The organism is Bacillus sp. CGMCC 1.16541 (assembly GCF_003184905.1).
Classification (GTDB): domain Bacteria; phylum Bacillota; class Bacilli; order Bacillales; family Bacillaceae_H; genus Priestia.
Genome location: NZ_QFRU01000015.1, coordinates 1 through 15,642 on the forward strand (window position 1 = coordinate 1; position 15,642 = coordinate 15,642).

Genomic DNA, 15,642 nt, shown 5'->3' on the forward strand with positions numbered 1-15,642 from the left:
AGAAGCGACTTTACTATCATACCAAGTTATCAACTTCATGTCAACAACTTTTTTAAATTCTTTTTTATCGCTCTCTCAAGCGGTAAGTAATACTCTATCATTTTTAATAGTAATATTCAAGAACTTTTTTCGTTGTTTTCCGTCGTCCATAACCGACTCTTAATAATCTATCACTTTATATTTTAAACGTCAATACTTTTTTAGATAAATAATAATAAAGGCAGCGGATGTTCTCCCTATGAAAGAGAACATCCGCTGCCTTTATACTTGTTCTTTCTATATTAACCTAACAGTGTAACCTTTCTAACTAAGCCTACATCTTAAGTAAAACTCTCACTTTTTAATACAACCTTCTATTCTTCTACTCTACTAAAAATATAAAGTATAGGATAAAGATAACGAAAAGTCCGTACATGATAGGGTGAATATCTTTCTTTTTCCCTTTGAAGATCATTGTAATAGGATAGAAGATAAAGCCAATCGCAATACCTGTTGCAATACTGTACGTTAAAGGCATCATAATAATTGTTAAGAAAGCTGGAACCGCCACCTCAAATGCATCCCATTTAATTTTATTTAGATTTGATACCATTAATGCTCCAACAATAATAAGGGCTGGAGCCGTAACAGATGCTGTAACCACTGATAATAAAGGTGAGAAAAACAGGGCAATTAAGAAAAAGAGTGCAGTTACGACAGATGTAAAACCCGTTCGACCCCCTGCTGCTACACCTGCTGTTGATTCTACATAAGAAGTTGTTGTAGACGTCCCTAGAATGGCACCTGCAACTGTTGCTGTAGAGTCTGCTAAAAGAGCCTTACCTGCACGAGGCAACTTGTTGTCTTTTATTAAACCAGCTTGGTTTGCTACCGCAACTAGTGTACCTGCTGTGTCAAAGAAATCTACAAATAAAAACGTAAGGATAACAACAAGCATTTGAATCGTAAAGATATCTCCAAAATGTTGAATTGCTACTCCAAATGTAGGTTCTAGACTAGGAATTGGAGCGACAATTGCTTTTGGCACATCAATTAGACCAACAGCCATACCCGCAATCGCTGTAACAACCATCCCAATAAATACACCTGCATTTATACGAAGAACCATTAAGATAACCGTAATAACAATACCAAAGATCGCTAATAACGTGTTTCCGTTCGTTAAATCTCCTAGTCCAACTAGTACCACTGAATCATCTACAATGATTCCTGCATTTTGTAAGCCAATAAACGTTATAAAAAGTCCAATACCTGCCCCTACGGCTAGCTTTAACTCTTGAGGAATGGCATTAATAATCTTTTCACGTATTCCACCTAACGTAAGTAGGATAAAAATTAAACCAGAAGCCATTACACCAGATAGTGCTGTTTGCCAAGGAATACCCATTGTTAATACAACTGTAAACGCAAAGAATGCATTTAAACCCATACCTGGAGCTAGCGCAATCGGATATCTTCCTAATAACCCCATAATCAAAGAACCAATCGCAGCTGCTAAAGCTGTCGCCGTAAAAACAGCTCCTTGATCCATGCGCATGTGATCAGGTAAGTCCGGAACCGTACTTAACGATAAAATTGATGGATTCACAAATAAAATATAAGCCATTGATAGAAACGTAGTAATACCCGCTATAGTCTCTTTCTTATAATTTGTACCCGCTTTTTCAAACTGAAAATAGTTTTTCACACTTTCTCCCCCTAAATGTTCAATTGTCAGTCTAAGCTGTTGAAATAAAAAGCACCTTCACTCTACCAGGTGTGAAGGTGCTGACATAAAGGTTAACGAGAAAGTAATAAAACCTATTAAAAAGACTATCTACTTTCCTCATCATACCTCGTAGTCAAGCCATTTACGGTAGCCTGGTAGAAACTTTTGGGCCATATCCCCAATATTATACGACGTATAAATTATTGATTTATTCACTTATAGTGCGATTCTACCACCAAAACAAGTTCTTCGTCAACAAAAAACGAACGTTATTTAAATAACATTCGTTTTTTGTTCGTTTTTTATTCCCATTCGATCGTTGCTGGTGGCTTACTTGTAATATCGTACACAACGCGGTTAATATGTTTCACTTCATTAACAATACGTGTGGAGATTACTTCTAATACATCCCATGGGATACGCGCCCAATCAGATGTCATTCCGTCAATTGATGTTACTGCACGAATTCCAATTGTATAGTCATACGTACGAGCATCACCCATCACACCCACACTGCGAATATCAGGTAAAACAGTGAAATATTGCCAAATATCACGTTCTAAGCCAGCTTTTCTGATTTCTTCACGTAAAATAGCATCTGATTCACGTACAATCTCTAATTTCTCTTCTGACACTGCACCAAGAACTCGAATACCTAAACCAGGGCCCGGGAACGGCTGACGCCATACGATTTCATCAGGAATACCAAGTTCACTTCCAAGCGCACGTACTTCATCTTTAAAGAGTGTGTTTAAAGGTTCAATTAATTTAAACTGCATATCTTCAGGTAATCCACCTACGTTGTGGTGTGATTTAATTGTTTGTGCAGTTGCTGTACCACTTTCAATAATATCTGTATAAAGTGTACCTTGAGCAAGGTAGTCAATACCTTTTAATTTTGTCGCTTCATCATCAAAGACGTAAATAAATTCATTACCAATAATTTTACGCTTTTTCTCTGGGTCTGTAACACCTTCTAGCTTACTCATGAAACGCTCTCTTGCATCTACTTTAATAACATTCATATTGAAACCTTCGCTGAATGTCTTCATAACGCTATCTGCTTCGCCTTTTCGCAATAAACCGTGATCCACAAAGATACATGTTAACTGATCACCAATCGCTTTATGAATAAGTACCGCTACAACAGAAGAGTCTACACCACCGCTAAGTGCGCATAATACTTGTTTATCTCCAACTGTTTGACGGATTTTATCCATTTCCATCTCAATAAAGTTTTCAATTGACCAGTTTGCTTCTGCTTCACAAACCTCAAACACGAAGTTTTTAAGAAGATCATTACCATGTACTGAATGACGAACTTCTGGGTGGAATTGCACACCGTACATCTTCTTGTCTTTATTGCTCATCCCTGCGATTGGACAAGAGATGCTTGTTGCATCTACTTCAAAGCCTTCTGGTGTTTGAACAACTAAATCACCATGGCTCATCCATACCACTTGCTCTTTTGGTAAATCATGATACATCAGTGAATCGTTTTGTACGTTAATTGTCGCTTTTCCATACTCACGATGACTTGCAGCTTCTACTTTCCCACCAAAGTGGTGCGTCATAAGCTGCATACCATAACAAATCCCTAGTACAGGAATGCCTAATTCAAAAATGTTTTCATCACAATGAAAAGCATTTTCACCATAGACACTGTTTGGGCCACCAGAGAAAATAATTCCTTTTGGATTTAACGCTTTTATTTCTTCCGCTGTAATTGTATGAGGGTGTAATTCACTGTATACACCAAACTCACGAATACGGCGTGTAATCAACTGATTATATTGACTACCAAAATCTAATACAACAATCATGCCTTCCATCCTATTCACCTCATTAAAATCTGTACATACTTAGCAAGTAGTATGCCCGAAAAATACAAAAAAACTAGAATTCTGCCTTAAGAAATAAAGGCAGAATTCTAGTTGCATACAAAGACACATATCCAATAGAACATTCTGCCTTCATAGTCAGGTCCTTTACGGCGACCCGGTAGAGACTCTCGAACCATATTATCGAGGATATACGAAGGTTTACAAAAAATATTATTATAATCGTGAATATTCTATCAATCCATTCGGGAATGGTCAAGAACCCGCTTTTTTAATTAAATTTTCCCACAATTTAGCGGACTGATTCCATTCTGCAATAGACTCTTCTTTTCGATACAAAACTTTCTCGTAACTAACTGTTAATCTGGTCATATCATTTGTTTCAAAACGAGCGTCTACTTGCTTTGCATACGCCCGCAATGTTTGATTGTCTTTTCTTTTAATTCCTTGTTTTGCTAACTGATTGAGCAACAGAAAATAAGCTTTTTCAAACGTTCGTTCCTTTCGTTCTGCCTTATAGTAATGAATGAGCAGAGGAAGGAACCATTTGTTTCTAGTCACATATAGAATGAAAATAATCATCAATAATCCACTTATTATTGCAATTGTTTTCTTCCACGACCATTCTATATCAGCAGCTGTATTTTCCCTTGTCTCGCTTTCTTGTTTCGGTTTCTCTTGTGACGGTTCTTTCGGTGTAATAGGTCGTTCTTCTTCTATTACCTCTGGAGTCGAATTCTCACCTAAAGAAAGATCATAGGTAAATTCATATGGACTTGTAAAGCTTTTTGTTGGCTCAAAAGGAATCCAACCTATTTCCGGGAAATACACTTCTACCCAGGAGTGAGCATTATTTTGGGTGACTTCAAACATTCTTGTACCTGCCCCGCTTTGTATCTCTTCTCCATCCGTATATCCCTTCACCCACCTAGCAGGGATATCAAGTGCGCGTAATAGTACAATCATAGAAGTAGAGAAATTATCACAATACCCTCGCTTTGTTTCAAATAAAAACTGATCCACATAGTCTTGTCCTTCCTCAGGAACTGCTACATCTTTTGTATCGTACACGAAAGAGTTCAAACGAAAGTATTGTTCTACTGCTTTTACTTGGTCGTACCGGTTCGTTTTACCTTCCGTAATCTCTCTCGCCAATTCTTTCACTCTACCTGGTAACTCGTCTGGAAGTTGCGTATATCTCTTTTGAAATTCTGGATTATTTTCTAACGCATCTGGATTATTCGAACTTTGTAATACTTCCACTTGAAATTCTGGGTAGCGATACGTTACTTCATACCCATCTATTTCTGTAAAGCGTTCCCCTGCGTATGGATACAACTTTTCTGTTATTGGATTAAATCGAATGGAAGCTAACTCAAATGGTTCAATGGTTAGTAATTGCGATGGATACATTAAATGCATAGAAGGCCTTTCTAAGCTCACCGTTGCTTTTAATTCGCGGCTCTTGACACCCTCCCCATAAGAAGACAAGCGGGATTCGTTTCCTGACAATGGAACGTTTCGTTCATTCTCAGTAGCTTCCCACCCTTTTCCTGTATAGATATCCTTTGATTCAATCTTCCAATAGTGATCTTCATAAGCTTGAGCTCTAAAAACAACCGTATCATCTCCTACAAAAGGGCCTCCCAGTTGAGAATCATCTACGCCATATCCTACCTTCTGAACCGTTGACGCTATATTGCCTTCACCCTCCTCACCTGTAGCATATCCTTTTAGAAACGGAACTGGATCTGGCCACTGCGGTGCTGCTTTAGGAGCGAAGTATGCAAACGTCATGGATCCCATTGTAAAGAGTAGAAAAAAGACAAAAAAGCGATTTTTACTCGATACGTTCATTAAATTAAACCCTTTACTCTTTAAACGCTCGGCATGAAGAAAACCTAGTAATAGAAAGCCTATTGTGACCACACGCATAATTGCATACGTGGCATCATAAGGAGAAAATGTATCGACGATAGCTACATAAATAACGGTGAGTGCAATGAAGACAAAAATTCTCTTTTGATAGAAAATCCAGAAGTACACTAGGTAAGCCATGAGCCATAGTAAAATAAAGAACAATAGACTTCGAAATTCATTTGAAAAATCATAGATTTGAAACGTAAAAAAGCGCTGAAGGTCTTGTTGAATCAAGCTTAAAAAATCACCCATCCACCCAGAAGAAAAAAAAGAGCCTTCTTTATATAAAGAGTGAATGGTGTATAAGATAAACGTAATCTTAACGGGCAATTGAATGTAAAAGGGAACGGAAAACATAAGCAACAAAAAACTTAAACCAAGAAAGATAACAAAGTATTGAATTTGACCTGTATCTGTTAAGACTCTTAAAGGCTTTAACCACTCCCATAACAACAGAAATGAACCTACGTACAATAGAACACTAACCCATTTATTTACGTGCAATGAGTATTGTTTCATCTTCTACTCACCTCAATTAAAGCATTTGCAAAATCCTTTTTATGCAGTGTAGAGACGTAATATCGCTGTCTATTTAATTCCCACTCTATCGCTTTTTCTTCCTTTGTGAGAGACACACTATTTTCCTTAATAACACACAAAATAACTTTAACTCGAGAGTGAAATGTTTGCTGAAGAGCTGTGATCAAGTCATTTGTTAAGGTAGATATCACAACAATCACCAATCCAACTTCGTCAAACTGAATGAGAGGGTTACGCAAAGCATAACTAAAATGAGCCTCATCATCTGGTTGTATTTTGGCTAATTGATGCAACGTAGTATAGAGCGAATGGTCCCTGTGGTAGGACTTTTCACTAATTGATGCTGTATCAACGGTTAAAAACTGGTTGTCTACACCTAATTTTTCATAAGCAGCCGCCAGAGATGCGCCAAATATGACTCGCTCTTCAAACCCTTCTCTTGTCATACCATCTAATACGACACATAACGTATTAGTTTGCTTACTCTCAAACTCCTTTGAAATAAGTACATCTTTACGAGCTGTTGCCTTCCAATCAATCCAGGAAAGCTGATCTCCCGCTTGATACTCACGTATACCTGACATAAATACATGCTCTTGTTGAACCGAAAAGGCAGAGTTGAGCTCACCACTTTCAAACGTAGACGTGAGTCTATAAGGCTTTATTTCTACTATTTTAGGATAAACAAGATACGTATTCTCTCTTTGGTATTGACACTCTCGATTAACGAATCCTAAAAAATCACTCGTTTGTAGACGAATTTCTTGAAAAATATGTTCTCCTCTAGGAACTTCTTCTAATTCATATTGGATGGAGATGCTCCTTCGAAATAAAGGATAGACCATGATTTTACAAGTATCCATCCCATAGTAATAAGCAAGTTGTTTAGGTAGAACATCTTCAACCATTAAAAATAAGAGTGGAAAAGGAATCTTTCTTTTGATTGTAATGTGACCTACTAAGGATTCATCACTCTTTTTTTCAACCCTTCTCTCTACCTCTAATCGACTCATTGGATACATCATCAACATCAGGCTGTACAAAGCAAACGGCAAGAAACTATAAAATAAAAACCAACTAACAAATCCTCCTTGAAACATCGCATAAACAAATGTTAACGCCAATAAACTCAGGAGCAAAGTAAATTTCAAGCTTTTTTGAATCATACTTTTTAGCCTATTTTTCACGATTGTTCACTACCTTTTAATTGGGACATATACTTTTGCTAAAATCTGTTTCACAATCTCGTCTGTTTGTTTACGCTCATACTTCGCTTCTGGTCGCAGCGTCATCCGGTGAGATAGTACATAAGGAGCTAAATACTGCACATCGTCTGGAATGCAATAATCACGACCTTGCAATAAAGAGTACGCTTGGGTTGCCTTCATAAGTGCAACTGAACCACGAGGACTTACGCCAAGGTCGATATCGGGGTGGTTACGGGTACGATCTACAATCTCTACAATGTACCGCTTTACTGTATCATCAACATATACATTTCTAACTTTTGCTTGAATCGTTTGCACATCTTGTATCTGAATAACAGGCTTTAATTCATCGATAGGTGACCCGTTGGCTAGACGATTTAAAATATCAACTTCTTCACCTATTGTCGGATACCCCATTTTTAACCGAAATAAAAAGCGGTCTAATTGAGCTTCTGGTAATTGATAAGTGCCATCAAACTCAATTGGGTTCTGTGTAGCCATGACAAAAAACGGCTTTGGCAACGCTCTTGTTATGCCATCAGTTGTGACACTACTCTCTTCCATCGCTTCTAATAATGCTGACTGTGTTTTGGGAGAGGTCCGATTAATTTCATCTGCTAAAACGAAATGACTCATCACAGGTCCAGGTCGATAATGAAATTCAAGATCCTTTGGATTATAAACCGATACACCTGTTACATCGGAAGGCAATAAATCAGGAGTAAACTGTATTCGCTTAAAATCCGTATTAATCGATTTCGCTAACGCTTTTACCATCATCGTCTTCCCAACACCCGGAACGTCTTCTAGTAAGACATGTCCTTCTGCTAAAAGTGCAACTAAACTTAATGTAACGACTTCTCGTTTTCCAATCACAACACGATTAATATTTGATAAAACAAGCTCCAGCTTGTCTTGAATTTCCTGTAATTGTTCCAACCTACTCACCCCTATTATTTTTAATTCTTATATTTACTTTATACTAAGTGACAACAGTTTGCTAACTTCTATGTTTTAATGAACCTTATCACCTTTATACCACTTTCTACTAATATTAGGAATTAAAAAAAGACTTGTATCAAAAGTGATACAAGTCTTTTGGATAAAGTATGAAATTACATCATACCGCCCATGCCCATGCCGCCCATGTCAGGCATTGCAGGACCACCAGCATTTTCTTCTGGCTTGTCAGCTACAACAGCTTCAGTTGTTAAGAACATAGCTGCTACAGATGCTGCGTTTTGAAGTGCAGAACGAGTTACTTTTGTTGGGTCAACGATACCAGCTTCAAGCATGTTTACCCACTCACCAGTTGCTGCATTGAAACCAGTTCCAACAGCTTCACCTTTTAGACGTTCAACAATAACTGAACCTTCTAAACCAGCGTTATGAGCGATTTGACGTACAGGCTCTTCAATCGCACGTAGAACGATGTTGATACCAGTTGCTTCGTCGCCTTCTGCTTCAATTGTTGCTACTTTATTATAGATATTGACTAATGCCGTACCACCACCAGCCACGATACCTTCTTCAACCGCCGCACGTGTAGAGTTAAGTGCATCCTCAATACGTAATTTACGCTCTTTTAATTCTGTTTCAGTTGCAGCACCAACTTTGATAACTGCTACACCACCAGCTAATTTAGCTAAGCGCTCTTGTAATTTTTCACGGTCAAACTCAGAAGTTGTTTCTTCAAGTTGAGCTTTAATTTGGCCAACACGTGCAGAAATTTCTTCTGGGTTACCTTCGCCGTTTACGATTGTTGTGTTTTCTTTTGTCACAACAATCTTAGAAGCGCGGCCTAATTGTGTGATGTTTGCTGATTTAAGATCCAAACCAAGCTCTTCAGTGATTACTTCACCACCAGTTAAGATCGCAATATCTTGAAGCATTGCTTTACGACGGTCACCGAATCCAGGAGCTTTAACCGCTACTGCTGTGAACGTACCACGTAATTTGTTTACTACTAATGTAGCTAACGCTTCACCTTCTACATCTTCAGCAATTAATAATAGTGGTTTACCTTGTTGCACAACTTGCTCTAATACAGGTAAAATTTCTTGGATATTGTTAATTTTCTTATCTGTAATTAAGATATATGGGTTATCTAAAACAGCTTCCATTTTATCAGAATCTGTTACCATGTAAGGAGAAGCATATCCACGGTCAAATTGCATACCTTCTACTACTTCTAGTTCTGTTGAGAATCCTTTAGACTCTTCTAGTGTAATAACGCCGTCGTTACCTACGCGCTCCATTGCTTCTGCAATAAGCTCACCAACTTCGTTATCAGCAGCAGAAATAGCCGCTACTTGTGCAATAGAAGACTTACCTTCGATTGGTTTAGAGATTGCTTTTAGCTCTTCAATCGCTACCGTAACTGCTTTTTCAATTCCTTTACGGATACCCATTGGATTTGCACCAGCTGTTACGTTTTTCAAGCCTTCACGAATCATCGCTTGTGCTAAAACAGTTGCAGTCGTTGTACCGTCACCAGCAACATCATTTGTTTTACTTGCAACTTCCGCTACTAATTTTGCACCCATGTTTTCAAATGCATCTTCTAATTCGATTTCTTTTGCAATTGTTACACCATCATTTGTAATTAATGGGGAACCAAACTTTTTCTCTAACACAACGTTACGACCTTTTGGTCCTAGTGTTACTTTTACAGCGTTTGCTAACGTATCTACACCACGTAACATTGAACGACGTGCTTCTTCACTAAATTTAATATCTTTTGCCATCTTTCTAGACCTCCTCAAATTATCGATCTATATAAAAACGTTATGATATATCTTTCTTCAACATAGGATTATTCAAAACAAAGAATAATTCAAATGACGTGTCCGTGCATCATGATTAGCCAATAATAGCCAAGATATCACTTTCACGTAAAATTAAGTATTCAGCACCTTCGTATTTTACTTCAGTACCTGCATATTTTGAGAAGATGATACGATCGCCTTCTGACACTTCTAGAGCTACACGCTCACCATTGTCTAGTACGCGACCTGTTCCAACAGCTACAATCTTACCTTCTTGAGGCTTTTCTTTTGCAGTGTCTGGTAATACGATACCGCTTGCAGTTTTTTCTTCTGATTTTAAAAGTTCAATGACTACGCGATCACCTAATGGTTTTAACAAGTGAAACAACCTCCTCAAATGATATGTTTACATCTTTATTAGCACTCAACCACTATGAGTGCTAACACAATTATTATATTAAATAAACTGACTTTTTTTTGCAAGTATTAATTACAAAAAAAATTTAAAATACTTCCACTATAAAGTCATAAAAAGGGAGCTATCCTTCTACATTATACCTAACCTACCTAAATCTACACCTCATTTATCTAATCAATTTATTCACTCAACAATCATTCTTTTCTTTATTCGATTAGGACTATGTTACAATACGAAAAGATACTACTATAACCATTATGTTCTACATCGGGTAGGAAAAACCTCTGTAAAGGAGTATGACAGATTGAAAAAGCATTATTGGTACATTATTTTAACTTACATTCTTATGCAGCTTTCGGGAATCTTAGGGATAAGGCTTTTATTAGCGCTCGGCTTTTTTGACGATAAACCTATGCAGGAAGCGTCGCAGTATGCCATGATTTACTGGACCATTTTTAGCTTCTCTGTCGCATTAGTCATTACATTATTATTGTTACGTAAGGAAATGAACATGCGTACAGAGAAAGTTCACATTCCTCAAGCCGTTTTTTGGTCAATAGGTGGAATCTTTTTGGCCATGTTTGCCCAGTCTATGGCTGGATTAATTGAAATGAAAGTATTCGGTATTAAACCTGGATCTGAGAACACAGAATTCATTGTGGATTTAGTTCGGATATCACCTTTACTTATCTTGGTGACATCTGTCATTGGTCCAATCTTAGAAGAGATTATTTTCCGTAAAATTATTTTTGGAACATTACACAAGCGATTTAATTTCTTTTTATCCGCTTTAATTAGCTCATTAATCTTTGCAGCTGTTCATATGGACTTCGTTCATATTTTAATCTATACAGCGATGGGATTTGTTTTTGCATTTTTATATGCAAGAACAAAGACAATTCTTGTTCCCATTATTGCTCATGTGTCGATGAACACACTTGTTGTTCTCATGCAAACAGTTTTTGCCGATAAAATTGCGGAGCTACAAAAACAAGCAGAACAGATGCAGTTTATTTTTGGAGGCTTTTAATCATGAAACGAACACCCCTATTTATGGGATTTATTTATACAATTATGGGGGCACTGTTTACGTATTTAGCGATTCAAAGTGCCCAAAATAGTGAGGATATTTGGAACTTCACAACGATTGTACTTGTGCTAGTCGCTACATTTGACTTTAGTGTGGCTGTACGTGTGTTTTTATTACATCAAAAAATCAAAAGAATACAAAACGAACAAAAAAAATGAGGCTGTCCAATATGGAAGCCTCTTTTTTATTCATTTTTTAATGCTTCTTCCTCAGCCTTCAACACTTTTCTATAAGAGAAACGAGAAATTACAATACTAATTTCATATAAAAATAATAGCGGAACAGTCACCATGAGGTGAGAAAGTAATTCTGGAGGTGTGATAAATGCTGCAATGACTAGTAATACAAAGTACGCATACTTACGCACATGTGCTAGCAGCATTGGTGTAACCATTCCTAATCTTGTTAAAAACATAATGACAACGGGTAACTGAAATAAAAGGCCAAACGGAACGGTTAACTGTAATAAAAACTGAAAATATTCGTTGATACCAATCACCTGATTCACATCTAAACGATCGGCAATGCGAGTCATGAAATCGACTACGAATGGAAATAAAATAAAATATGAAAATGCGATACCACTTAAAAATAAAATAGCTGAAAGTGGAATGTAACTTAAGGTTACTTTACGTTCTTTCTCGTACAAGCCAGGGCTAACAAATGCCCATAGATGGTAAAGCGCAACAGGAGCTGTTAACACACAACCGATGATAAACGCAAACTGCATATAAATTTTCACAGGATCCGTTAATCGAAAAGCATTCATCGTTAGCTCTTTAGCTTCATCTGCATGCTGTAAGTACACAATAATTGGCTCTGCTAAAAAAAAGCCTCCGATGGTTGCGATCATAAATAGAAAGACAACGAAAATTAAACGTTTCCGTAATTCCCCTATATGTTCGTAAACAGACATTTCTTGTTGTTTCATGTAAAATTCATCCTTACGTTATTTTACCTCGCGCTTTTTACTGTCGTCATCGTCGTCAGCTAAGCCTTTCGTTGCATTCTTAAATTCTTTTAATGTATTTCCTGCCGCTTTGCCTAACTCAGGTAATTTTTTTGGACCAAAGATTAGTAAAGCAACAAAAACAATTAGTATGATACTTCCAACACCTAGATTCATCGTCCAATCACCTCCTCATCTCATAATAGTGAAAAGCGCAATTAAGCGCAATATACTTCTTCACTCGTTTGGATAGTTCTTCAAGAAATAAACAAGTGACTGAAGTTCTACTGCTAAATCAATATGATGCAAACGAACCTTATCTGGAACGTTAATTCTTGCTGGCGTGAAATTCAAAATCCCTTTGATTCCTCGTTGAATCAATCGATCCGTAATTTGTTGAGCAGCGGTAGCGGGTACTGTTAAAATAGCAACAGTAATTTCTCCATTTAACACTTCTTCTAACTGATCCATATGATAAATAGGTACATCTCCTACGCTTTTCCCTACTTTATCCTCATCTACATCAAAGCCCATTTCAATTTTCGTGTTGTTGTTCTTAATAAAATTATAATTTAAGAATGCTGTTCCTAAATTACCTACACCAATCAGTGCTACTTTTGTAACTTCGTCTTGGTCTAATGTCTTTCTAAAAAAAGAGAGTAAATAGTTTACGTTATACCCATATCCTTTTTTCCCAAGCGCACCGAAATAAGAAAAGTCTCGACGAATGGTTGCAGAATCTACTTTCACTGCTTCACTTAACTCAGCAGACGATACCCTTTGTTTTCCTGAAGAATGTAAGTTTTTCAAAAATCGATAATAAAGTGGTAAACGCTTAGCAGTGGCCTGTGGTATTTTAAGTTGTTCCATACTCACTTTATCCCCCTCATTTAAACATACATACAAGCTATATCAAGTTATTGCGAGCCAATACGTAGATGGTTTTATCCAAATATAATGAAAACGCTATCATATAACTCGTTTCTTAGTTACTTTTTTTGAATATTCATTTCTCTCTCTATTTTAACATGAATAAGAATATTTTTCTGCTTCACCTATGACTATACACTAATTTGTAAAATCTGTCTCTCCATGTCGCTAACAGTCGATATTCGTGACGATGTTAACTTATCATACTAATGAATTAGCTAGGATAGCGGTCTTCTCACCTATTTATGATAAAATAGACTATGGATATACGAGTAGAGGTGAAAAGACAAAATGATCATTTTACAATTAAACGGTGTCACAAAGTATTATGGAGCCGAACCCATTTTACAAAATATAAAATTAGAAGTACAAACAAAAGATCGTATCGCATTAGTTGGTCGAAACGGAGCTGGGAAATCTACTCTTTTAAAAATTATTTCTGGTGAAATTTCTTATGACCACGGAGAGATTATTAAGCCAAAAGATGTAACGATTGATTATATGGGACAAGATACGGTGCTAGAGTCTAATTTATCAATTTGGAATGAGATGCTCACCGTTTTCCAACCATTAAAGGAAATGGAACATGACCTGAGAGAGCTTGAACGCAAAATGGGGGACCCTGCTTATTTTAACAATCAAACTCAGTACGAAAAGCTCTTAAAAGAATATGACGAACTTCAAGTTCGTTTTAAAGATCAAGGGGGCTATCAATATGAGGCAGACATCCGTTCGATTTTACACGGTTTTCGTTTCAGCGACTTTGACTATGAAACATCTATTTCAACACTAAGCGGTGGACAAAAAACACGTCTAGCATTAGCAAAGCTACTCTTAACGAAACCTGACCTACTCATTCTCGATGAGCCTACCAACCATTTAGATATTGAAACTCTTTCATGGCTTGAACAATTTCTACAAAGTTATTCTGGTGCGATTGTGATCGTTTCGCATGACCGTTATTTCCTTGATAAAGTAGTCAATCAAGTCTACGAAGTCTCACAAAAAACAACTACAAAATATGTGGGGAATTACTCTCACTATCTAGAAGAAAAAGCTGAACGATATGAGAGAGAGTTAAAACAATACGAAAAGCAACAAGATGAAATTGCAAAACTGAATGACTTTATTCAACGTAATATCGCTAGAGCCTCGACAACAAAACGAGCACAAAGCCGAAGAAAACAGTTAGATCGTATGGAAGTAATGACGAGACCAAGTGGGGACGAAAAGTCAGCTTCATTTTTATTCGATATTGAGCGTCAAAGTGGAAATGAAGTGGTAAAGATAGACGATGTAGCCATTGCTTATGAACTGGGGAAACCAATTATTCAACATGTTGACATTCGTATTACGAGGGGAGAAAGTCTTGCGTTAGTCGGACCTAATGGGATTGGAAAGTCAACATTACTTAAAGCATTAACGAATAAAATCCCTCTATTAAGTGGAGATATTTCATTAGGGTCAAACGTGAGCATTGGTTATTACGATCAAGAGCAAGCAAACCTTACCTCTAATAAGACTGTACTTCAAGAGCTGTGGGATGACTATCCTTCAAAACCTGAGAAAGAAATTCGCACAACCCTTGGTAACTTCCTCTTTTCAGGCAATGATGTATTAAAGGTTGTATCTACCTTAAGTGGTGGTGAAAAAGCACGTCTAGCGCTTGCTAAACTAATGTTACAAAAAGCTAACTTCCTTGTACTAGATGAGCCTACCAACCACTTAGATTTAGATAGTAAACAAGTATTAGAAAATGCCTTAATTGATTATCCTGGAACGATTTTATTTGTATCTCATGACCGTTATTTTATTAATCGCTTAGCTAGTAAAATTGTTGAGTTAGATAAGAACGGCGCCACAGAATTTTTAGGTGATTACGACTATTATTCAACAAAAAAAGCTGAGATACAAGAAATTGCAGAGCTAGACAGACGCGAAACGGTAGAAGAATCTCCCTCTGCCCAACCTAAAAATGACAAATCATCTTATCACCAAGATAAAGAAACAAAAAAGCTGATGCGACAGCGTAAGCGTCGAATTGAAGAAATTGAGCTAGAAATTAATAACATCGAAAAGAAAATGCAAGAGAATGAAGAGCTTCTTTGTGATCCTGCTATTTATCAAAATCATGAAAAGGTACAAGAAATTAATGAAAATAATGATATGTGTGAACAACAATTAACATCATTAATGGAAGAATGGGAATCTCTCCAATTGTTATTAGAAGAATAGTAAACCATCCCTTGTCCGAAGGCGATTCATCCCCC

13 protein-coding genes and 2 riboswitches are annotated in these 15,642 nt (G+C 37.0%); of the genes, 3 read left to right on the top strand and 10 right to left on the bottom strand.

Features of this window, described 5'->3' with window-relative positions; translation table 11 throughout:
- Positions 1-361 precede the first annotated feature (361 nt).
- The 7 genes from DIS06_RS14195 to groES form a co-directional block, all read right to left on the bottom strand.
- Positions 362-1,687, bottom strand: a complete 1,326-nt coding sequence (locus DIS06_RS14195) for an NCS2 family permease (RefSeq protein ID WP_110113903.1) — start codon at positions 1,685-1,687, stop codon at positions 362-364.
- 131 nt (positions 1,688-1,818) lie between these two features.
- A riboswitch (purine riboswitch) is annotated at positions 1,819-1,920 on the bottom strand.
- 90 nt (positions 1,921-2,010) lie between these two features.
- Entirely contained in the window at positions 2,011-3,540 is a 1,530-nt protein-coding gene (gene guaA, locus DIS06_RS14200; protein ID WP_110113904.1) for a glutamine-hydrolyzing GMP synthase, read from the bottom strand.
- 124 nt (positions 3,541-3,664) lie between these two features.
- A riboswitch (purine riboswitch) is annotated at positions 3,665-3,766 on the bottom strand.
- Positions 3,767-3,804: 38 nt separating this feature from the next.
- Complete coding sequence (locus tag DIS06_RS14205) at positions 3,805-5,988, bottom strand: transglutaminase TgpA family protein (RefSeq protein WP_110113905.1); 2,184 nt, start codon at positions 5,986-5,988, stop codon at positions 3,805-3,807.
- Positions 5,985-7,196: a DUF58 domain-containing protein gene (locus DIS06_RS14210; RefSeq protein WP_110113906.1), complete on the bottom strand. Its 1,212-nt coding sequence runs from the start codon at positions 7,194-7,196 to the stop codon at positions 5,985-5,987. The genes DIS06_RS14205 and DIS06_RS14210 overlap by 4 nt, the downstream gene beginning before the upstream one ends.
- A gap of 9 nt (positions 7,197-7,205) precedes the next feature.
- Positions 7,206-8,156 (bottom strand): AAA family ATPase, encoded by a 951-nt coding sequence (locus DIS06_RS14215; RefSeq protein ID WP_239422069.1) that lies wholly within the window; start codon positions 8,154-8,156, stop codon positions 7,206-7,208.
- 176 nt (positions 8,157-8,332) lie between these two features.
- Positions 8,333-9,964, bottom strand: coding sequence for a chaperonin GroEL (gene groL, locus DIS06_RS14220; RefSeq protein WP_110113907.1), 1,632 nt, complete (start codon positions 9,962-9,964; stop codon positions 8,333-8,335).
- A 115-nt stretch (positions 9,965-10,079) separates the two neighbouring features.
- Positions 10,080-10,364: a co-chaperone GroES gene (groES, locus tag DIS06_RS14225; RefSeq protein WP_110113908.1), complete on the bottom strand. Its 285-nt coding sequence runs from the start codon at positions 10,362-10,364 to the stop codon at positions 10,080-10,082.
- 343 nt (positions 10,365-10,707) lie between these two features.
- Here groES and DIS06_RS14230 point away from each other — a divergent pair, with 343 nt between their 5' ends.
- Both DIS06_RS14230 and DIS06_RS14235 read left to right on the top strand, forming a co-directional pair.
- Positions 10,708-11,433 carry a CPBP family intramembrane glutamic endopeptidase gene (locus DIS06_RS14230; protein ID WP_110113909.1) on the top strand — a complete coding sequence of 242 codons (726 nt, stop codon included), beginning with the start codon at positions 10,708-10,710 and terminating at the stop codon, positions 11,431-11,433.
- A gap of 2 nt (positions 11,434-11,435) precedes the next feature.
- Entirely contained in the window at positions 11,436-11,651 is a 216-nt protein-coding gene (locus tag DIS06_RS14235) for a YdiK family protein (RefSeq protein ID WP_110113910.1), read from the top strand.
- Between the two features lie 26 nt (positions 11,652-11,677).
- Here DIS06_RS14235 and tatC read toward each other — a convergent pair whose 3' ends face one another.
- The 3 genes from tatC to DIS06_RS14250 are packed head-to-tail and all read right to left on the bottom strand — an operon-like array spanning position 11,678 to position 13,312.
- Positions 11,678-12,424: a twin-arginine translocase subunit TatC gene (gene tatC, locus DIS06_RS14240; RefSeq protein WP_110113911.1), complete on the bottom strand. Its 747-nt coding sequence runs from the start codon at positions 12,422-12,424 to the stop codon at positions 11,678-11,680.
- 18 nt (positions 12,425-12,442) lie between these two features.
- Entirely contained in the window at positions 12,443-12,619 is a 177-nt protein-coding gene (locus DIS06_RS14245; RefSeq protein WP_110113912.1) for a twin-arginine translocase TatA/TatE family subunit, read from the bottom strand.
- A gap of 60 nt (positions 12,620-12,679) precedes the next feature.
- Positions 12,680-13,312, bottom strand: a complete 633-nt coding sequence (locus tag DIS06_RS14250) for a redox-sensing transcriptional repressor Rex (RefSeq protein WP_481746869.1) — start codon at positions 13,310-13,312, stop codon at positions 12,680-12,682.
- A 351-nt stretch (positions 13,313-13,663) separates the two neighbouring features.
- On the opposite strand from DIS06_RS14250, the gene DIS06_RS14255 reads away from it, so the two are divergent.
- Entirely contained in the window at positions 13,664-15,607 is a 1,944-nt protein-coding gene (locus DIS06_RS14255; RefSeq protein ID WP_110113914.1) for an ABC-F family ATP-binding cassette domain-containing protein, read from the top strand.
- Positions 15,608-15,642: the final 35 nt, after the last annotated feature.